The 19895-nt window shown below is 36.6% G+C and carries 19 protein-coding genes; 16 read left to right on the top strand and 3 right to left on the bottom strand.

Translation table 11 applies throughout. From position 1 onward, the window contains the following. The 8 genes from N3D17_03025 to N3D17_02990 all read left to right on the top strand — a co-directional run. The coding region (locus tag N3D17_03025; protein MCX8082359.1) for a DNA methyltransferase at positions 1–1242 on the top strand (1242 nt) is incomplete at its 5' end. Further along, the gene (locus N3D17_03020) at positions 1239–1796 is read left to right on the top strand and encodes a hypothetical protein (protein ID MCX8082358.1); all 558 of its coding nucleotides are present in this window, start codon (positions 1239–1241) and stop codon (positions 1794–1796) included. The genes N3D17_03025 and N3D17_03020, both read left to right, overlap by 4 nt. A 26-nt stretch (positions 1797–1822) precedes the next feature. Continuing rightward, positions 1823–3358 (top strand): bifunctional phosphoribosylaminoimidazolecarboxamide formyltransferase/IMP cyclohydrolase, encoded by a 1536-nt coding sequence (purH, locus tag N3D17_03015; GenBank protein ID MCX8082357.1) that lies wholly within the window; start codon positions 1823–1825, stop codon positions 3356–3358. 6 nt (positions 3359–3364) lie between these two features. Beyond that, the gene (locus N3D17_03010; GenBank protein MCX8082356.1) at positions 3365–4237 is read left to right on the top strand and encodes an E3 ubiquitin ligase family protein; all 873 of its coding nucleotides are present in this window, start codon (positions 3365–3367) and stop codon (positions 4235–4237) included. Positions 4238–4318: 81 nt separating this feature from the next. Beyond that, positions 4319–4888: a LemA family protein gene (locus N3D17_03005; protein ID MCX8082355.1), complete on the top strand. Its 570-nt coding sequence runs from the start codon at positions 4319–4321 to the stop codon at positions 4886–4888. A 13-nt stretch (positions 4889–4901) separates the two neighbouring features. Beyond that, the gene (locus N3D17_03000; GenBank protein MCX8082354.1) at positions 4902–6977 is read left to right on the top strand and encodes a hypothetical protein; all 2076 of its coding nucleotides are present in this window, start codon (positions 4902–4904) and stop codon (positions 6975–6977) included. A 34-nt stretch (positions 6978–7011) separates the two neighbouring features. Further along, the gene (locus tag N3D17_02995) at positions 7012–8091 is read left to right on the top strand and encodes a Gfo/Idh/MocA family oxidoreductase (protein ID MCX8082353.1); all 1080 of its coding nucleotides are present in this window, start codon (positions 7012–7014) and stop codon (positions 8089–8091) included. Next, a complete protein-coding gene (locus tag N3D17_02990; protein MCX8082352.1) occupies positions 8078–9307 on the top strand; it encodes an NAD(P)/FAD-dependent oxidoreductase in 1230 nt (409 codons plus the stop codon). The genes N3D17_02995 and N3D17_02990 overlap by 14 nt, the downstream gene beginning before the upstream one ends. Here the strand turns inward: N3D17_02990 and N3D17_02985 are convergent. Next, positions 9300–10244 (bottom strand): radical SAM protein, encoded by a 945-nt coding sequence (locus N3D17_02985; GenBank protein MCX8082351.1) that lies wholly within the window; start codon positions 10242–10244, stop codon positions 9300–9302. The two genes, N3D17_02990 and N3D17_02985, sit on opposite strands and share 8 nt — an antisense overlap. A 241-nt stretch (positions 10245–10485) precedes the next feature. On the opposite strand from N3D17_02985, the gene N3D17_02980 reads away from it, so the two are divergent. The 6 genes from N3D17_02980 to N3D17_02955 are packed head-to-tail and all read left to right on the top strand — an operon-like array spanning position 10486 to position 15013. After that, on the top strand, positions 10486–11271 hold the full coding sequence (locus tag N3D17_02980) for an electron transfer flavoprotein subunit beta/FixA family protein (GenBank protein MCX8082350.1): 786 nt from the start codon (positions 10486–10488) through the stop codon (positions 11269–11271). 5 nt (positions 11272–11276) lie between these two features. Beyond that, the gene (locus tag N3D17_02975; GenBank protein ID MCX8082349.1) at positions 11277–12464 is read left to right on the top strand and encodes an electron transfer flavoprotein subunit alpha; all 1188 of its coding nucleotides are present in this window, start codon (positions 11277–11279) and stop codon (positions 12462–12464) included. A 12-nt stretch (positions 12465–12476) separates the two neighbouring features. Beyond that, complete coding sequence (locus N3D17_02970) at positions 12477–12959, top strand: V-type ATP synthase subunit K (protein ID MCX8082348.1); 483 nt, start codon at positions 12477–12479, stop codon at positions 12957–12959. Positions 12960–12961: 2 nt separating this feature from the next. Further along, complete coding sequence (locus tag N3D17_02965; GenBank protein MCX8082347.1) at positions 12962–13519, top strand: hypothetical protein; 558 nt, start codon at positions 12962–12964, stop codon at positions 13517–13519. Next, positions 13497–14075 carry a uracil-DNA glycosylase gene (locus tag N3D17_02960; GenBank protein MCX8082346.1) on the top strand — a complete coding sequence of 193 codons (579 nt, stop codon included), beginning with the start codon at positions 13497–13499 and terminating at the stop codon, positions 14073–14075. Before N3D17_02965 ends, N3D17_02960 begins: the two co-directional genes overlap by 23 nt. 2 nt (positions 14076–14077) lie before the next feature. Continuing rightward, on the top strand, positions 14078–15013 hold the full coding sequence (locus N3D17_02955) for a V-type ATPase subunit (protein MCX8082345.1): 936 nt from the start codon (positions 14078–14080) through the stop codon (positions 15011–15013). Between the two features lie 24 nt (positions 15014–15037). Here the strand turns inward: N3D17_02955 and N3D17_02950 are convergent, their stop codons facing one another. Both N3D17_02950 and N3D17_02945 read right to left on the bottom strand, forming a co-directional pair. Continuing rightward, a complete protein-coding gene (locus tag N3D17_02950) occupies positions 15038–16162 on the bottom strand; it encodes a rhomboid family intramembrane serine protease (GenBank protein MCX8082344.1) in 1125 nt (374 codons plus the stop codon). Between the two features lie 3 nt (positions 16163–16165). After that, complete coding sequence (locus tag N3D17_02945; protein ID MCX8082343.1) at positions 16166–17653, bottom strand: alpha-N-arabinofuranosidase; 1488 nt, start codon at positions 17651–17653, stop codon at positions 16166–16168. Between the two features lie 81 nt (positions 17654–17734). On the opposite strand from N3D17_02945, the gene N3D17_02940 reads away from it, so the two are divergent. After that, the gene (locus N3D17_02940; GenBank protein ID MCX8082342.1) at positions 17735–19108 is read left to right on the top strand and encodes a neutral/alkaline non-lysosomal ceramidase N-terminal domain-containing protein; all 1374 of its coding nucleotides are present in this window, start codon (positions 17735–17737) and stop codon (positions 19106–19108) included. A gap of 58 nt (positions 19109–19166) precedes the next feature. Then, complete coding sequence (locus tag N3D17_02935; GenBank protein MCX8082341.1) at positions 19167–19799, top strand: DUF1559 domain-containing protein; 633 nt, start codon at positions 19167–19169, stop codon at positions 19797–19799. Positions 19800–19895 lie beyond the last annotated feature (96 nt).

Here is a 19895-nt window from a genome sequence, read left to right as displayed (position 1 = left end):
ATCTTGAAATATTCAAAGCCAGGTGAACTGGTATTAGATTATTTCTGTGGTGCAGGAACAACTGCTATTGAGTGTAAGATTTCAGGAAGAAGGTGCATTGGTATAGACATAAATAAAGAGGCGATTGAACTGGCAAAAAGAAATGTATCTTTTAGTATAGAAAAACAAGAACTATCTCTATGGAGAGAAAAAGAACAGGTTGAAAGTTATGAACCAGAATTGTTTGTAGGAGATGCAAGAAATCTGTCCTTTTTGAACAATAATTCTGTAGATTTAATCTGCGCTCATCCACCCTATGCTAATGTGATCCATTATACGAATTCAACAGAAGGAGACCTTTCATTTTTAGAAGTAGATGACTTTTTGATAGAAATGTCAAAAGTTGCAAAAGAGAGTTTCAGGGTGCTAAAAAGAGGACGGCAGTGTGCTATTTTAATTGGAGACCTCCGTAAGAGAAAACATGTTATTCCACTAGGGTTCAAACTTATAGACGTTTATCTAAATGCAGGGTTTAAGTTGAGAGAACTTATTATCAAGAGGCAACATAACTGTAAGACAACAGGTTTCTGGTATAAAAATAGTATAAAATACAACTTTTTACTTCTGGCACATGAGTATTTGCTTGTTTTTGAAAAGCCCATGTCTATAAGTATAAAAGGAATAAAAGAACAGGAGATAAAATACAATACTATTTCCTATATACCAACAAATGTCCGGATAAAAAGAAAATCAGATGGACTTGAAAGTACCACCGTCTGGTTATTTCCTGAAAAAAAATTTGAAGAGAAATTGAATAAAAATGTTGTTAAGAGATATTCACGAGGTAATAATTATTCTATAATAACCCTTGTTTCCGGTAGGAATGTCAATCAGGTTAGAGGGCATAATAGACAAAAAGAGAAAGATCTGCTTTTCATAAAATCTCATTTTTTAGAAAATATTACTCCTTTTCTTTCAGCATTTGAAGGATATCTTCAGAGGATAAAGGAGATTGTGGAAAAGAAAATGGTTTTTTTAAAGAATCAGGGATTTCTGGTAGTTCAGACAAGAGATGTAAGGATTGGTGGATATATAGAGCCACTTGGGAAAAAAATTATAGATATTTTGTCAAATAATAAGAATTTATATCTTAAAGAAGTAGTTGTTGTAGCAGAAGAAGGAGTAAATTTCAAAACCCAGGATTTTAAAGAATATCTAAAAATAGCTCATCACTACCTGCTTGTTTATGAGGTGAAAAAATGAGCAGATTTTTCAGTTTCTGGAGAACAATCTATTACTATATAAGAGTTGCTTATAAAATGTGGAAGGTACATCGTTTTCAAGAGGACGATATTATATATACAACCACAACTAATATCCAAATTGAAGTTTATCCCGGGAAGAAGCCCGAATCTCCTCACGATTTCATTGTACGATTTAAAGAACCTAATAAACGAAGACGTACACCTGCACATATACATTTAATTGTGGAGATGTATGTTAAGTATGCGTATAATCCACATCTTACTTTAAAACTGAAGGAACATATTATAACAATGTTAAACTCAGTAAAGCCTGTAGATAAATTCCCACCCACTCTGCAATTTTTTAAACCAGACCATGTTGAATTATTTAAAGATTTAGATAGGGTCGGAGAATTTACTGTAGAATTTCTTCTGGTTGTTACAGAATTGATGGCTATACAGGAGAAAACGAACTATCCAGAAGGGTCTTTAACCGAAAATCTTTATAAAGATTTTGGAACAAAGGATAGGTTTTCAGTTATCCAGAAGGCAGTTTTGAAAAGGTTAAGGTAAGACTAAACCAGAAGGGAGGGAAGAAAATGATACAGATAAGGCGGGCAATAATGAGTGTTTCTGATAAGAGTGGTATTGTGGAACTTGCAGGGTTTTTAAGTGAAAAAGGAGTGGAAATTCTATCCACAGGCGGGACAGCAAAGACATTAAGGGAAAACGGGATTAAAGTTATGGATGTCTCTGACTTTACAGGTTTCCCTGAAATCCTTGATGGAAGGGTAAAAACACTACATCCTAAAATATATGGTGGACTGCTTGCTATAAGAGACAACAAAGAACATCAGAGGCAGATGAAGGAAAACAATCTCGTCCCCATAGACCTTATTGTATGTAATCTCTACCCCTTTGAGGCGACACTGAAAAAAGGCGCATCCCATGAGGAGATTATTGAAAACATAGATATAGGTGGACCCACAATGATCCGTGCTGCTTCAAAAAATTATAAATATGTCTGTGTCCTCGTTAAACCGGAGATGTATAAGGAGTTTATGGAGGAGATGAAGAAAAACAATGGCTGTGTGAGTGAAGAGTTTTCTTTCAGGTGTGCCAGAGAGGTATTCAGACATACATCTGCCTATGACTTTGCAATCTCTTCATATTTCTCAAAGAAAGTAGAAGGGGAAAAAATTCTTCCAGATGAGATGGACATACGGCTTATAAAGGCACAGAACTTAAGATATGGAGAGAACCCGCATCAATTAGCCAGCTGGTACAGGTTTTCTGATAAAGAATTTCCACGCCAGCAGTTTCAGGGTAAGGAACTTTCTTTTAACAACCTTCTTGATATGGAGTCAGCATATATTCTCGTAAATCAGTTTTCTGTCCCTGCCTGTGTGATTGTAAAGCATAACAATCCCTGCGGTGTGGCTACTGGTAAGGATATACTGGTCTCTTACGAAAAGGCGCTTGAGACAGACCCTTTGAGTGCCTTTGGCGGGATTATCGGTTTTAATAGAAAAGTGGAAAAGGAGGTTGCAGAAAAGATAACTGAAAAATTCTATGAGGTTATTATTGCGCCTGACTATGATGAAGATGCACTTGCTATATTTAAGAAAAAAGAGAACTTACGAATAATAAAAAGTCCAGCAGATATAACATTAAAATATGACTTTAAAACCCTCAATGACGGATTTCTTGTTCAGACACCGGATGATAAGGAATATGAGAAACTTGAGGTTGTGACAGAGAGAGCACCTGATGATAAAGAGATGTCTGCTTTAAAATTTGGATGGACTGTATGTAAGTTTGTTAAGTCCAATACAATAGTAATTGCTACAGAAGGACAGACAGTGGGTATAGGTGCAGGACAGATGTCAAGGTATGACTCTGCCAGAGTTGCCGTGATGAAGATGAAGGACAACTTTAAGAAAGAGATAAAACCACTGGTAGTTGCGTCAGATGCATTCTTCCCTTTCTCTGACAGTATAGATGTTTTAAGAGAAGCAGGTATAAGTGCTATCATACAGCCAGGCGGTGCATTGAAAGATAAAGAGGTGATAGATACCTGTAATAAATATGGAATTGCTATGGTATTTACAGGTATGAGACACTTCAGGCACTGACAATTGATGAAGACAGAGGTACGGCTTTTCGGATGGGCAGTTGTAGGGCTGGTGGCGGGTATTTACTTTTTCTTTACCGGTTTTAGGAAGTTATGGGCAAAACGGCTCATCCAGAATATTCCCACCTCAAAAATTCGTTCCATAGCGATGGGGCTTGTTGAAGTTAATGGTATTGCACTTCCTGATGTCTTACTTACAGGTCCTTATACAAAAATGCCCTGTGTCTTTTACCATATCCTCGTGGAACGACTTGTAAGGACAGAGAAGTCAACATACTGGGTTAAGGAACTTGAGGTAAAGACAGATATACCTTTTTTTGTTCAGGATGATACAGGGACTGTGATGATAGACCCTTCTGATGCAGAAACAGACCTTCCTTTAAGATATTCAAATATGGAAGGAGGAAGGATATACAGGGAATGGAATATAATGGAAAAGGAACCCATTTATGTATTAGGCACAGCAAAACGACTTGAAGGTATAGAGGAAAAAATTCAGGAAGAGGTTGAAACGAGGATAAGAAAGATTATAGAAAACCCTGATGAAAAGATAAAATTAGACACAAACAAGGATATGTGGATAGATGAGGAAGAATGGAGGAAGGCACGGGAGAGGATAAAGGAGCAGGTAAGAAATGACTTTGAAGGGGTGGAAGATAATCTGAAGAAAAGCAGTCATAATATACCAGACCATCTTCAAAATATAGTTATAGGAAAGGGAGAACTGGATAAGCACTTTCTTATATCAAACAAGAGCGAGAAAGAACTCGTTGAGGGTTATAAATACATTGTATTTTTCAGTATCTTTGGAGGAACTGTACTTTCACTGGTATGTTTGAGAATTGCACTTTCTTATATCTTTAAGTTTTTTATAAAATGAGTGAACCGTACACCCTCACCATCCACCCTCTCCCCTTAAGGGAGAGGTAAAAAGGATAGGATATTTAAAGAGGAGGAAGAAATGGGAATAATGATAATTGGATTTATGGCATTTGTTGTGATAGGGCTTGTGTTGTATTTTGTTAGTATCTATAATGGATTGATAAAACTCCGCAGGGATATAGACAAGAACTGGTCTAACATAGATGTCCTTCTGAAGCAAAGACATGATGAGATAACTAAACTGGTAAAGGTGTGTGAGGGGTATATGAAGTATGAGAGGGAGACATTAGAAAAGATAGTGGGATTAAGAACAGATTATCTAAAAGCAGGTACAGTGGAAGAAAAAGGGAAGATAGATACTGCAATTACAGGTGCACTCAAAACCATATTTGCTGTTGCTGAAAGTTATCCTGAACTGAAGTCAAACAACAACTTTATACAATTGCAGACCAGAATAAGTGAGATAGAAAACATGATAGCAGACAGACGGGAACTCTATAATGATAGTGTTAATATCTATAACATAAGAATCCATCAGATACCTGATATGATTGTAGCCAGGATGCTTAACTATACAGATAGGCCACTATTTGAGGCAAGTCCTGAAGAGAAAAAAGATGTGGATATAAAGTTTGAATTTCCTAAATGACCGGAGGATAAATATGAAAAGAAGAATATTATTTATCCTTTTATTATCCACCTCTCTTTTTGCCCAGATATCACCAAAACCACCCAAAAAAGAAAAGCCACCAATACCACCAGACAAGAGACCGCCTGTGGAAATGCTACAGTTTCCACAACCACAATTTGAAAAAATTAAGGAACTTGTGGTTAAAAAGACCATTGATATAAACCGCCTGCGATTAGGACATAATTTTCCTAATATCCTGAAAGGGATGTATATCACTGTAGATGAAACCACAGGTAATATCTATCTTACAGGAATTTTAACCAATGATGTTTATGAGGTCTCTGGTGAGACGGGTAAGGTACTTCGGTCTTTTGATACAACACTTTCAGGGACACACTATGTAAGATTGGCAGTAGAACCGGTCTCCAGAACACTTTTTTATATAACCACCGATGGGAAGATAGTTTCCTTTGACCTGAAGACAGGTGGAAAGAAAGGCACATATTCCTATTCAGGAATAAAATCCCCAGAAAAATTTGAAAAACTTATATTTCCTGAGGCACTCGTTGATAAAAATTCCCATCTACTGCTGGTTTTATGCAGAGAAGAGAGTTCTATATATGTGTTTAATGAAATTCTGCGTCTGGTTAAAAAGATAAAGTTTACAGAGACACCTGTTTCTTTTTGCTGGTCTGATTTTTATAACTCAGTTGTTGTATCATCCGGTGAAAAGGGCAGCCCTGTATTGAAATTCTCAAAAATAGATGTAGATGCAGGTAGTATAAGTGAGATACTCTCTTTAAGAAGAATAAAACCAGAAAGGGACTTTATAATAGATGAGAAGGGATATTTTTATCTGCTCGGGCAGGCACTCAGTTGTATTGATAATACAGGTAAGGAATTGTGGAGTGTAAGAATACAAGATACACCTGATGCTATGGTATGTTATAACGGTACACTTGCACTGATATTTAAGGACGGACATGCAGGAATAAATGAAGGTGGTAAACCATCCTGTGTGGATTTTTATGGTGCGAAAGATGGTAGATACATATCTACGGTTTATGTAAGATTTGAGGCACAGAATATGGTACTTGATAGGGTACATAACCGTCTGTGTGTTGGAAATGGTGGGGATGCGAGTGTTTCTTTAATTGACTGGAATACCAGCACACTGAAAAATACTTACAGGGTAGCCTCTTCTGCAGAAGAGGTTATATATGACAAGGCAACAGACGATGTTTATATTATGAACCGGCTCGGAGGCAGTGAGATATACAGATACAACCTGAAGACAGGGAGTTTTGATACACTGATTGCTGGCACATGGCCTGTGGATATGGCTCTTTCTCCTTCAAGAAAAAAGTTGTATGTAATGAGTCATTATGAAGCAAAGGTTTATGTGGTAGATACAGAAAAGTTTGAGGTTGTTGATAGTATATCTCTGGGGATTGTTGGTTCAAAGTCAGATACAATGAGTTATATGGCTTTTAACGAGAAATCAGAAATTATTGCTGCTGGTTTTCCTGAGACAGCAGACCTTGTAATTCTCAATGTGGCTACAAAAGAGATAAAAAGGATAAGACCAGAAGGGATAGAGCCACTATTTGATGAGGGACCTGGACAGTGGCATATACAGATATCAAATGACGGGAAGTACATCCTGCTTTATATAGATAAGCAGGGTAAACTGGTTCAGTATGATACAAAAGGAAAGGAGATTGCTTCAGTTCCAGTATCACTCAAACCGAAAACATATAATCAGGAGATATTCAGGGTTTTACCATCATCAGGAGAGATATATCTCGGTTCTTATCCTGTATATTTAGAACCTTTAAGGATAGGAGTACCCATCAGGTCTGTACACAGGGTTTTAGATATAAAAGGTAATATATTGTATGGCAACAGAATTGAAAGGAGTGAAGAAGAAACATTGGTGCTGGTTGACATAAGAAGCAATACAGTTCTTGAGAAATATAAGATAAACAAGAGCAAAACAATCCCCAGTAACTGTTATTTCAACTTAAAGGAAGGGGTATATTTTGTAACAGATATGCCATCTGCAAAGGTATATCAGTTTGGAATTCCTTCCTTTTTAAACAGATAAAAGTTATAATAGGAAGCAATAAAGGAGGTAAAAAGTGGCAAAAAAGATAGTTAAAGTGGCAATTTTAGGACAGGGGAGAAGCGGCAGGGATATACATGGTAGATATTTAAGTACAGCAAAAGATAAATATCAGATAGTGGCTGTATGTGACCCCTTGAAAGATAGGAGAGACCGTGCTGTAAAGGAGTATGGATGTGATGTGTATGATGACTATAAAAAAATGCTCAAAAGAAAGGATATAGACCTGTTTGTAAATGCACTTCCAAGTCATCTCCATGTAAGTGTAACAAAGGATATATTGAAGGCAGGGTTTAATGTGCTGTGCGATAAACCGCTCGCAAGGAAGGTAAAGGAAGTGGATATGCTGATAAATACAGCAAAGAAAAGTAAAAAGGTTCTGGCTATATTCCAGCAGTCAAGGTATGCACCATATTTCATCAAGATTAAAGAGATAATAAAATCCGGTGTTCTGGGTAAAATAATTCAGATAAGTATTGTATGGAATGGATTCTCAAGAAGATGGGACTGGCAGACACTTCAGAAGTATTATGGTGGTAGTTTACTTAATACAGGACCTCATCCACTTGACCAGGCATTGAACCTTCTTAACACTGACAGGATGCCAGAGGTATTCTGTATGATGAATAGAGTTAATACTTATGGAGATGCAGAGGACTATGTAAAACTGATTATGACTGCTCCTGAAAGACCGCTTATAGATATAGAGATATCTTCCTGTGCACCATATCAACCATTTAACTACCAGATACAGGCAAGCAGAGGTGGGCTGATAGGAACTATGACACATCTTGAGTGGAAATATTATAAGCCATCGGAGGCACCTAAGCGAAAACTACAGACAGCCCCTATAACAAATCCTAATGGAACCCCAGCATACTGTACTGAAACACTGAAATTCTATGAAGAAAAATGGGACTTACCTGAAGAGCAAAAGGACTTTTTTATGTTTATGACAACCTCTTTCTATGAAATGCTTTACAGAACACTGGCCTATGGAAAACCACTGGAGATAACACCTGAGCAGGTCCGCCAGCAGATTGCAGTCATTGAGGAGTGTCAGAGACAGAACAGACATATATATGGAAAACTCTGATGTTATTGTAATAGGAGCAGGACCTGCGGGATGTATGTGTGCAATAAAAGCAGGAGAAAGAGGGAAAAAAGTTCTTCTCCTTGATAGAAATAGTGAAACAGGAAAGAAACTCCTTCTTACAGGTAATAAAAGAGGAAATATTACAAACCTTGAGGATATAGATACTTTTATTACAAAATACCATAACGGACAGTTTCTCAGAAATGCCTTTGCAAAGTTTTTCAATACAGACCTGATTGAGTTTTTTGAGAGTAATGGATTGCCATTAAAGGTAGAAAGAGGCAACAGGGTCTATCCTGAAAGTGATAAGGCAGAAGATATTGTCTCCCTCTTAAATAACCTTCTTAAAAAGACATCTGTAGATGTATATTTCAGAAGGGAAGTTTCAAGGATAGTAAAGAAAGAAACCTCTTTTGAGGTGATTACAGCAAATGGCAAGAAGTATTACGGAGACAGAGTAGTTATTGCATCAGGAGGGCGAAGTTTTCCTTCTACTGGTTCAGATGGCTCTGGATACAAACTTGCAGAGAGATTCGGACATACAATAATAAAACCAGTCCCTGCATTATGTGGTATAGAAGTAGAAGAAAGACATCTTACGAGAAGATGTGCAGGAATTGCACTGAAAAATGTAATGGTTTCTGCCTTTCGCAATAGAAATAATATAGGGGAAGAATTCGGAGAGGTTCTCTTTACTCATTATGGTTTCAGTGGCCCTGCAATCCTTAATTTAAGTGGTGATATATCAGAAAATCTTGATAAAGGGGCTATATGCCTTTCTATTAACATTAAACCAGCACTTTCATATCAACAGTTAGAAAACCGTATTTTTAGAGAAATAAAAGAAAATGCGAATAAACACCTGAAGAATATGATGAAAAATCTACTGCCTTCTGGAATGATAGATATCTTTCTTGAGTATGCAGAACTGGATGGGGAAAAAAGAATGAACCAGATAACCACAGAGGAGAGAAAAATAATAATAAAAGGACTTACTGAATTTTCTTTTAAGGTAAAATCAACAAGACCATTTGAGGATAGTATGGTAACCCGTGGTGGTGTAAGTATAAAAGAGATAAACCCAAAGACAATGGAATCAAAAATTGTTCCAGGGCTGTTTTTTGCAGGAGAGGTCATAGATGTGGATGGGAAGACAGGTGGGTATAATCTTCAAGCAGCATTCACCACTGGCTATATTGCAGGGATTTCTATTTAAAACTTTTTATATAATATTTCTCACCTTGATATTCAATCTCTCTGATTTTATTTTCTGAGAGAAGTTTCTCAACAACAGTCCAATCAGAAGATGCCTTCTTCAAAAGTTCTCGTATCTGCTGTTCACTCATAGGATGTACAGATATAGTACTTACAATATCGCTTTCAATATCACCTGTGAAACCAAAACTTCCTGGACCAGTTTCAGTAATAAGTTCTGCATTAAGTCCATATTCCGTAAATATCTCATAAGCATATAGTACCTTCTTTTCTTCAGGTTGTTTTACCCATACTTCTGCAGGTGGTCTTGTAGGTATTCCTATATATGCCTTTTTCGGTTTTATAGCAGAGATAAACTCAGCGGTCTTTCTTATCTCTTCTGGCATGTCATTTATATCCTTTACTAAAACCGTTTCTGTAATAAGTATACCAGTAAATTTTTGAGAAAAATTTTTTACTCCTTCAAGTATATTTTCTAATAAGATCCCTTCTACAGGTTTATTAATCTGCTTCCATATATACTTATCCACAGTATCTATCTTTAATGATACGAGGTCTGCCTTTTTTAAATCATCCCTTACATCCTCTCTCCAGAGCAGGGTAGAATTTGTAAGGACTGCTATAGGAATTTTAAACTTTTTTAGTGCTTCTATTTCTTTTCCTAAATGGATATCCAGAGTTGGTTCTCCATCAGAAACAAAGGAGATGTAGTCAATTTTTTCTTTCTTTTTCCTTAATTGTTTTATTACCCTATCTACCTCTTCTACTATTCTTTCTATGGTATAAAAAGGGCTCCTTCCCATAGAAAGGTCTGTTGTCTTTCCTATCTGGCAGTATACACAGGAATAACTACATATCTTGGGTGGTATATTATTTATACCTAAACTCTGTCCCAACCGTCTTGAAGGTACAGGTCCAAATACAATTCTTTTTTTCATACACTTATTTTAATCCATTCTAACTAATTATGAAAACCCTTTTCTCTATATAGAGATAGAACAATCCTCCCCATATGAGGGGGGAGGATATAGGTAGGGGTGGAACTACGAGGAATGTCTCACCCTCCTCCTGCGCCTTCTCCTCTCTTAAGGCAGAGAATAAATATCTATATACCATTTTATATACTATTGCATCCGGCATATATATGTTATAATAATCAATTAAAAAACAGGAGCGATTATGAACATTGTGGTATGCATAAAACAGGTACCCGATACCTTTGAAGTTAAAATAGACCCTGAAACAAAAAGGATTGTGAGAGAAGGGGTAGAAAGTATTATTAATCCCTATGATAACTATGCAATAGAAGAGGCAGTACGTATTAAAGAACGTTTTGGGGGAACTGTTACAGCAATATCTATGGGACCACCACAGGCAGATAAGGCATTGAGAGATGCTATAGCAGTGGGAGTTGATGAAGCAGTGCTGTTAAGTGATATAAAATTTGCAGGCAGTGATACACTTGCCACTTCATATATATTAAGTTGTGGGATAAGAAAAATTGGTAAGTTTGATATTATTGTATGTGGTAGAGAAACACTTGATGGAAGCACAGGTCAGGTTGGACCGGAGATAGCATACCATCTTAATATCCCTTATATTACCTATGTAAGTAAAATAAAAAACGTCTCCGATGGGATGATGGAATGTGTTCGGCTTATGGAAGACCATTATGAAGAATTAAAAGTAAACCTTCCTGTTTTAATCACTGTTGTGAAGGAAATAAATGAGCCACGTATACCTTCACTAAAAGGTATGTTGAAGGCAAAGAAGGTGCAGATTAACGTATGGAAAAGTGCTGATATAGAAGGTGATGCTTCTTCATATGGACAGGATGGGTCTCCTACGAGGGTTGTTGATGTATGGACAGAACATATGAAGAAAGAAGGAAGAAAGGTAGAAGGTGACACAGAAAAGGTTGTGGACGAGATTTTCAATGAACTGAAGCGACTGGGAGTTGTCTGATGGCTATGATAAAAATAGATTATGGAAGGTGTACATTATGTAAGCAGTGTATAGATGTCTGTCCTTTTGGAGCAATAGAAGTAAAGGAAGGGAAACTATTTATAAACGAGAACTGCACACTATGTGGATTATGTGTAAACACCTGTCCTGAAAATGCCCTTGAGAAAGAAGAAAAGGTGGTTTCTGTATCTGACCTATCAAAATATAAAGGCATATGGTTTTTTGCAGAGAGCAGAGGTGATAAACTCTGCCCTGTTGCCTTTGAGATGTTAAATGCTGCACTAAAACTGAAAGGAATCCTTGGAGAAGAGGTATCGGGTGTTCTTATCGGAAATAATGTGAAATCTCTCGCTAATGAAATTGGAGCAAGGGGCGCAGACAGGGTATATGTGATAGAGAACCCATTACTTGAACATTTTCAGGAAGAAAGTTATGCAGTTGCAATGGCTCAGTTAATTAAAAAATATAAACCAAATATTGTTATTGCAGCAGCCACCATGATGGGCAGAGCATTCATCCCTTCTGTGGCAGCGAGGGTAAAAACAGGTCTTACTGCTGACTGTACAGATGTGGGTATTGACCCTGAAACAAAACTGCTTATTCAGACCAGACCTACATTTGGCGGAAACCTTATGGCAAGGATCATATGTAAAAACCATAGACCACAGATGGCTACCATAAGACCCAAGATGTTTGAAGAAGCACCTGTTATTAATGGTGGTATGCCAGAGGTTATTATAGAAGAGTTTGATGAAGAAATTCTGGAGCATAAAGTAAGTATAATTGGAAAAGAGAAGGTAGAAAACATCATTGACCTTCAGGAAGCAGAGGTGATTGTGTCAGGGGGCAGAGGTGTTAAAGACCCTAAAAATTTTGATATGATAAGGGAACTTGCAGACCTTTTAGATGGTGCTGTCGGTGCTTCACGTGCTGCTGTTGATTCTGGCTGGATACCATATCCTCATCAGGTAGGACAGACAGGAAAAACAGTTAAACCCAAAATTTATATTGCCTGCGGAATATCAGGAGCAATTCAGCATCTCGCAGGTATGCAGACATCTGACTACATCATTGCTATAAATAAAGACCCTGAGGCTCCTATATTCCGTGTAGCAAATCTCGGAATTGTAGGTGATATTTTTGAAGTAGTCCCCGCACTAATTAAAAAAATTAAAGAAGCAAAAAAATGTTGATATAAAAGGAGAATGATAATGGATATGGGTATGATTTACGCATTAACCGGTGCAGCACTCGCTGTATTTCTGTGTGGTGCTGGTTCCAGTATAGGTATTGGGTATGCAGGAAGGGAAGCAAATGGTGTTTTATCTGAAGAACCAGACAAATTTGGGATTATGCTTCTACTTGTTGCTCTGCCGGGAACACAGGGTATATATGGCTTCCTTACTGGTTTTCTCGTATTAATGAAGATAGGAATTTTAGGTGGCGCAGCAACCGTTACCATAACTAACTTTCAGGGATTGCAGATTCTCATAGCAACACTCCCTATTGCTGTTTCTGGTTTTTTCTCTGCTATACATCAGGGTAAGGTATGTGCTGCGGGTATTTCCGTTGCTTCAAAACATCCTGAAGCGAGTATGAGGGCGCTTGTCTATGGGGCACTTGTAGAGACATATGCTGTTCTGGCACTGGTAATTTCTATATTCTTACTTTTCTCTGTAAAAATATAAAAATGTTAGACAAACTTATTAAAAAAGTCATTGAGGATGCGGAGAATAAGGCGCTTAATATAATAGAAGAGGCGGAAAAGGAAATTGATGAAAGATATAAGGCAGAAAAAGAATCAATAGAAAAAGAGTACGAGATAAAAATAAAAAAATACCAGGAAGAAGTAGACAGAGAGATGGAAAGAAAAATAACTGCCTTTGTTATGGAGAAAGATAAGGAACTCCTCGCCATAAAGAATTCTTTTATAGATGAGGTGTTGAAAAATGTAGAAGATAAGTTCAATGACTATCTGATGAAAAATATGAAAGATGTTATTGTATCTGTCTGTAAGGATATAAAAGAAAAGGAATATGTTATAAAGGTACCAGCAGGGGCAGACATTAAAATAGATGGTGTAAAGATAGAAAAAGATAGTTCATTAAACAATACTTTCATAATAGTATCTGACAACTGGGATATTGTATTTAACTGGGATAATGTTAAATCATCTATAGAAGATAATTTAAGAGAAAGGATATCATCTTTGTTATCACAAGATAATGGAGAAGAGAGAACTGCTTGAGGAGTTTAGAAATAATGTAGTTCATTGTAAAAAGTGTGCTCTTTGTAAGACAAGAAAGAATGTGGTCTTTGGAGAAGGTAGCCCTGAGTCAAAGATTATCTTTGTGGGAGAAGCACCTGGTTATAATGAAGATATAAAAGGTATTCCTTTCTGTGGCAAGGCAGGTGAAGTACTTGATATACTTCTCTCTTCTGTTAATATCCAAAGAAATGCTGTTTATATTACAAATATAATAAAGTGCAGGCCACCTGAAAACAGAGACCCAAAAGAAGAAGAAATAAGAGAGTGTGCCCATTATCTTGAAAGGCAGTTAGAGATTATTAAACCATCTGTTATATGCTGTCTGGGAAGGCACTCTTTAAGATATTTTATTAACAGGTTTTCTTTGAAAGAACAGCGAAGTATAAGTTTTTTACACGGAAAGGTTATAGAAACAGAGGAAGGACTTTTTCAGAATGTAAAACTTGTAGCACTCTATCATCCTGCTGTCGCTGTATATAACCCTGATAAGTTAGAACTGTTGAAAAAGGACTTTCAGATTCTGAAAGATATATAAAAATGATGGATGTCTTTTGTACAAGTGGCAAGGTCAAGGCACTGGAGAAAACATCTCTTACAGCGGCTGATATATCAAAGATATTAAATGCAAAGACATTCAGCGAGGCGATTTCCATTCTTAATGGCACAATATATCAATTTCCTCAGAACATAATATCTCAGAATGACATATATAATTTCTTTAATGGCATAACACAGAACCTTATAAAAGATATGAGACGGTTTTTACCAGAAGAACTTTACTACTACTTTCTCCTCCCTTATGATTTCCACAACCTTAAACTTATTATTGATAATTACAGGAAAGGTAAAGAAAGTAAAAACTATATTCCTTTTTCTTTTATTGCCTATTTCATCCTTAAAGAGGCATTTGAGAAAAATAACTTTAAGGATATACCGCTGTATCTTAAACCAATGGTTGAGTTTGGATATAAAAATAGGAATAATGAGTATGTATTACTTATGGCAAGAAAGATATACTGGGATACAGTAAAAAATCTTGTAAGGACACAGCACTCTGATTTTATTAATGGTTATATAAAAATAGAAATAGACCTTTCCAATATCGGTATATTTTTACAGCAAAAGATATCAGGATTACCACTGGATATCAATGTTCTTTCTGATGGTGGGAATATTAAAAAAGAGAGATATGAAAGAGATGATGTCCTGTGGACTTATGTAAATATGGTATACCCTGGATTAAAAACCCCTATAGATGTTGATGGATATGATATGGTAGGATACAGTTTATTGATGAATTACCTTAAGTATGCAAGGGTAATACCGTATGGGATAGAGCCAATTTTTGCCTACTTTTCAGCAAAAAATATTGAGATTGATAACTTAAGAAGGATATTACTTGGGAAATTTTATAATATTGAGGTAGGCAAGATAGGAGAATGGGTATTACCTGCATATCAGTACCCGGCTTAAGTGAATATAAAAAAGTTAATAAACCTATTTCCGGATATCCTTTTCAAGTAAGGATTTTGCTTCTTCGTATACATCGCTGTAAGGGTAAAAAAGAACTATCTGCATAAATGCATACCTCGCTTTCTCCTCTTCTCCTGTCTGTTTGAAGATTTTCCCCAGAGAAAGGAGGGCATTGTCTGCAAGTTTACTGAAAGGGTAGTTGATAATAAAATTTCTGTATGCTGTTTCTGCCTGATGAAGCATATTCCTTTTTTCAAATACCTGAGCAATTTCATACTGGAGTTTTTCTGGAAGAACCACCTCAGGGTATTTTCGGATAAGTTGGGCATAAACTTCAGATGCAGCATATTTATTCTCTTCTTCCATCGTTTCTACAATCTTTGTTTTCATCTGCTTTATATCTGAATCTTCTTCCATTGTTCTCTGTATAATCTGTTTATCACCCAAAACCTGAAATAGCATATTCTTACCCATAGCAACATTTTCTCTATACTTCGCTTCTTTGTAGATCTTTGTTCCAATACCTATAAGCATACCGTAGATAAATCCAGCAAAGTGGGCTCCAAAAGCAACAGTATCTGTGGTTATTCCTTTTCCCATAAGTATTGTAGATATTGCCTGTTGTATAAACCATAATAATAACCATACCCATGCATAAATTTCAAACTCACCAAATTTTAGAATAATTGCGAATAAAAAATATTTAAAGGTAATGGTACTTTTAGGAAACAAAACAGCATAGGCACCGAGAACTGCTGAGATTGCACCCGATGCTCCTATGGTAGGTATATTTCTCATTGTTTCAGGTATAAGTACAGAATAAAGGAGAGAAGAAAAAATTCCTCCTGAAAGATAGAAAAGTATAAAAGGTATGTGTCCCCATCTGTCTTCTATGTTATCTCCTAAAAGCCACAGATACCACATATTAAAGCCGAGATGCAGAATTCCACCATGTAAAAACATTGATGTAAATAAGGTGAGCGGTGAGAATCTTGAGGGGATAAATCCATACTGCATTACAATATTTTCATATTCAGGTTTTGTTCCATAAAGAAAGAAGATAACCACATTGAGTATAATAATCAAGACAACAAAGAAAGGGAATCTTTTTACACCATACTCATCCCTTACAGGAAAGACGAAAAACATATCTTATTCCACCTTAAAGGTTATGGCTACAAAGGAAAGAGGAGGAAGTGCACACACTGCCTTACCTTTTGAAACCTCTATTTCCTGAAATCCCTCTGGTACCACCATATCTTTTTTTTCAAAGGAATTAGATGCTTTCGGGTCTTTTCCTGTAAGAACTTCAGCACTTTCTAATGATAAAATTTCTATATCAGCAGGGCTAATTAAAACTTCCATTTTTTCTGTAAGGTGTCTGTTTGTAGCGAAAATATGAAGTTTCCCATTACCAAGTATAACACTGGCATCTATGTAATTTGTTCTGCCATAAGATGGACTTTCATAACATGGTCCCTCTACAGCAATTTTTAAAGATATACCATCCCTTCTCTTTGATACCATCTCAAACGGATAGAATATGGACTGGATGAGTATATCATCATCCTTTGTTAATACAGGTGCAATAACGTTTACTATCTGCGCTATATTGGCAATCTTTACTACATCTGAATGCCTTATAAAACTGTTTAAAAATCCAGCAACTACAAGTGCATCTTCAAGTGTATATATCTCTTCAAGTAGATGTGGTGCAAACTTTCCTTTACCATCATTCTCATAGTTTTTATACCACACATTCCATTCATCAAAACAGAGATATACCATCTTTTTGCTCTTTTTCTTTGCCTGAATAAATCTACAGGCAGATGCCATCTCTTCTATCTGTTTATCTATAGAATTTGTGACAGCGAGAAAGTCAGAAGAATCATTATTATAATTACCAACATATCGGTGTAAACTCACATAGTCAACAGAATCCCAGAGGTAATCAAGAACAATCCTGTCCCATTCCATATATGTGGGCATTGTTATAGAGCAAGAACCACACACCACAAGTTCTATTGTCCTGTCTACATCTTTCATTATTTTTGCTGCCTGCTGTGCCTTAATAGCATACTGGTCAGCAGGTAGATGTCCTAATTGCCATAGTCCATCCATCTCATTTCCAAGACACCAGTATCTTACACCATATGGTTCTTTATTTCCATTTTCTACTCTCATATCCGCATACTTCGTGCCTGAAGGTGAGTTGCAATACTCAACCCAATTTTTTGCCTCTTCAGGAGTACCTGTCCCTAAATTTACTGTTATCATTGGTTCCCAATACATCTTCTTACACAGTTTTATAAACTCATCCGTTCCGAACTGGTTTGGTTCTATACTCTGCCATGCAAGGTCTTTAACTACAGGCCTTTTATCTTTTGGTCCTACACCATCAAGCCAGTGATAACCAGAAGCAAAATTTCCACCAGGCCATCTCATAACAGTCATATTTAATTTTTTCATCGCAGACATAACATCCTTACGGAAACCATCCTCATCAGCATAAGGATTTTTGGGTTCATATATCCCTTCATATACAGCCCTCCCCAGATGCTCAAGAAAGCCACCAAAAATTCTTTTCTCCACCCTGCCTACCTGAAACTTTGTATGAAGATTGATATCTGTTTTCTCCATAATTTCCCCATAAACTTGTTTTTTTTTCTTAATATTATAAAATTTTTATGATTACAAATAAAAATTTATTGAGGGGATAAAATGAAAATAGGTTTTGGAAAGGCAGTAATAACACCTCCTGTTGGGTCTTCACTGGTGGGTTATTTCAACGACAGGAGATCTACTGGTATCAGAGATGAACTATATGCTATCTCCTGTGTAATAGAAGACAGGGGAAGTATATTTGCTATTACAACAGTTGACCTTATCTGGCTGGGAGAAGAACAGATTAACAAGATAAGAAAAATAGTCAACAAAGAGACAGGTATTCCATCTTCTAATATCCTTATCCATGCAACCCATACACATACCGGACCTATCCCTGATAGTTCAGGTAGAGAGACATATAAAAAAGGGTTCTATATAGAGCAGTCATATGTAGAAATTTTACCTTTTTACATCGCTGGAAGTATCAGGATGGCTTACAACCAGATGACAGATGCATATATATCTGCAGGAGCAGATAGAGTAGAAGGAATTGCGTTTAACAGAAGGTATTTGTTAAAGGATGGCAGAGTTATTACAAATCCATGGGACAGGGTTGATGATATAGTGGAAGTAGCTGGACCTTTAGATGATACACTTTCTGTAGTAAAGATTACAGAGAAAAAGACAGATAAGATAAAAGGACTTATAGTAAACTTTGCACTCCATCCTGATACATTGGGAGATACCCTTATATCTGCTGATTGGCCTGGTATGTTAAGGACTAAAATGAAAGATACCTTTCCTGAAGCAGAGGTGATGGTACTAAATGGTCCTTCAGGAGATATAAACCATATCAATCCCGAAGCCCCTGAAAGAAGGGCAGGAGTTGAGATAACATCTTACATTGCAGAGCAAATAAAAGAAAAAACAATCTCTTTACTGGACGGAATGGAGACAATAAAGAACCCTTTCTTAAAGACATACTATAAAAAGTTTTCAATACCGTTAAGGAATGTATCTTATGAAGAACTTAAAAAGGCAAAGGAGGTTCTAAAAGACAAACATATCCTTTCTGATTCATTCCAATATATGGTCTCATCCGCTATAATAGAGATTAGTAAACGTAAAAAAAGAAAGATTACTTTAGAAATAATTGGTTGCTCTTTTGGGAAAGAGATAATGGTTCTTGGACTGCCTGGAGAGGTCTTTACTGAGACAGGAATAAAAATAAAGGAGCTACTCCCTTTCAGGTATAAGTTACTTGCCCAGAATTCCAATACATACCTCGGATATATACCTTCAGAGGAAGCATTCAGACAGGAAGAGAGAAACAGAGAGATAACACCCGTATATGGTACTCAGAGTTTGAAAGAGGCGATGGGTATTGACTGTAGTTATGAAACAACACCTCTTGCCTGTGATGTAGATATAAAAGCAGAGAGATATATTCTCTCTGCTATAAAAAGGGCTATCACAGGTAAAAAATAACACACCTTTCAAAATGAAATACAGAAATTGTTTCACAATTATAGAGCTTTTAGTAGTAATGTCTATAATTACCTTTCTTGCCTCTCTTCTTCTGCCTGCACTTTCAAAAACAAGGGAAAAAGGCAGGCAGACGGTTTGTATAAATAATTTAAGACAGATATATCTTTCCTTCCAGTTATATCTTCAGGACTATAATGAGTATTTTCCCTGTGCACAAGACCCTGTAAATACAAACCCCACCTACTGGTTATGGATGGGAAGGGGGTGGAGAAGGTTTCTTATACCATATATAAACAACCTGCGTGTTCTATACTGCCCTTCAGACCGCACAGCACCGCAGAAATGGGAATCCACTTCTTATGGATATTCTATGTGCTTTTATCATTCTCCAGAACAGATAAACCAGATGACAGACCCTACATATACATATGATACAGGTAAGATAGTACCATCTGTTCCGCAGAAGTTAAGCAGTGTTATATATCCTGACAGAAAAGTATTGGTAGCAGAGTGGCTTGACAACCATACAGGAGGAACTAATAACTGGTGGAACTGGAATGGAAGCAGAAACTATTTATTTGTAGATGGGCATATTGAGTTCTTACCTGCCAGCAGTATCTTGCCTGCAAATGATAACCTGCCTGATATAAATCTTACAAAAGATGGTATAAAGGGAAAAGACATTCATTAGTTTGGTTATAAAGTCCTATTCTCAAGAGACATTTATCCATTCTGTCTTCAATAATCTGCTGGCTATACATATCTGTGTTAACCTGAACGAGATAAC

The sequence above is a fragment of the bacterium genome, assembly GCA_026414725.1.
GTDB lineage: Bacteria > Ratteibacteria > UBA8468 > B48-G9 > JAFGKM01 > JAAYXZ01.
The sequence above is the reverse complement of the archived record's forward strand: the minus strand, read 5'-3'. Positions and strand labels throughout refer to the sequence as shown.

What these genes read in the sequence shown, in the direction of transcription:
- N3D17_02935 (MCX8082341.1), top strand. Translation starts at nt 19,167, where the DNA reads ATGTCTATAATTACCTTTCTTGCCTCTCTTCTTCTGCCTGCACTTTCA.
- N3D17_03010 (MCX8082356.1), top strand. Translation starts at nt 3,365, where the DNA reads ATGAAGACAGAGGTACGGCTTTTCGGATGGGCAGTTGTAGGGCTGGTG.
- N3D17_02975 (MCX8082349.1), top strand. Translation starts at nt 11,277, where the DNA reads ATGATAAAAATAGATTATGGAAGGTGTACATTATGTAAGCAGTGTATA.
- N3D17_02950 (MCX8082344.1), bottom strand. Translation starts at nt 16,162, where the DNA reads ATGTTTTTCGTCTTTCCTGTAAGGGATGAGTATGGTGTAAAAAGATTC.
- N3D17_02965 (MCX8082347.1), top strand. Translation starts at nt 12,962, where the DNA reads ATGTTAGACAAACTTATTAAAAAAGTCATTGAGGATGCGGAGAATAAG.
- N3D17_02990 (MCX8082352.1), top strand. Translation starts at nt 8,078, where the DNA reads ATGGAAAACTCTGATGTTATTGTAATAGGAGCAGGACCTGCGGGATGT.
- N3D17_03005 (MCX8082355.1), top strand. Translation starts at nt 4,319, where the DNA reads ATGGGAATAATGATAATTGGATTTATGGCATTTGTTGTGATAGGGCTT.
- N3D17_02985 (MCX8082351.1), bottom strand. Translation starts at nt 10,244, where the DNA reads ATGAAAAAAAGAATTGTATTTGGACCTGTACCTTCAAGACGGTTGGGA.
- N3D17_02970 (MCX8082348.1), top strand. Translation starts at nt 12,477, where the DNA reads ATGATAATGGATATGGGTATGATTTACGCATTAACCGGTGCAGCACTC.
- N3D17_03000 (MCX8082354.1), top strand. Translation starts at nt 4,902, where the DNA reads ATGAAAAGAAGAATATTATTTATCCTTTTATTATCCACCTCTCTTTTT.
- N3D17_02945 (MCX8082343.1), bottom strand. Translation starts at nt 17,653, where the DNA reads ATGGAGAAAACAGATATCAATCTTCATACAAAGTTTCAGGTAGGCAGG.
- N3D17_02955 (MCX8082345.1), top strand. Translation starts at nt 14,078, where the DNA reads ATGATGGATGTCTTTTGTACAAGTGGCAAGGTCAAGGCACTGGAGAAA.
- N3D17_02940 (MCX8082342.1), top strand. Translation starts at nt 17,735, where the DNA reads ATGAAAATAGGTTTTGGAAAGGCAGTAATAACACCTCCTGTTGGGTCT.
- purH (MCX8082357.1), top strand. Translation starts at nt 1,823, where the DNA reads ATGATACAGATAAGGCGGGCAATAATGAGTGTTTCTGATAAGAGTGGT.
- N3D17_03020 (MCX8082358.1), top strand. Translation starts at nt 1,239, where the DNA reads ATGAGCAGATTTTTCAGTTTCTGGAGAACAATCTATTACTATATAAGA.
- N3D17_02980 (MCX8082350.1), top strand. Translation starts at nt 10,486, where the DNA reads ATGAACATTGTGGTATGCATAAAACAGGTACCCGATACCTTTGAAGTT.
- N3D17_02960 (MCX8082346.1), top strand. Translation starts at nt 13,497, where the DNA reads ATGGAGAAGAGAGAACTGCTTGAGGAGTTTAGAAATAATGTAGTTCAT.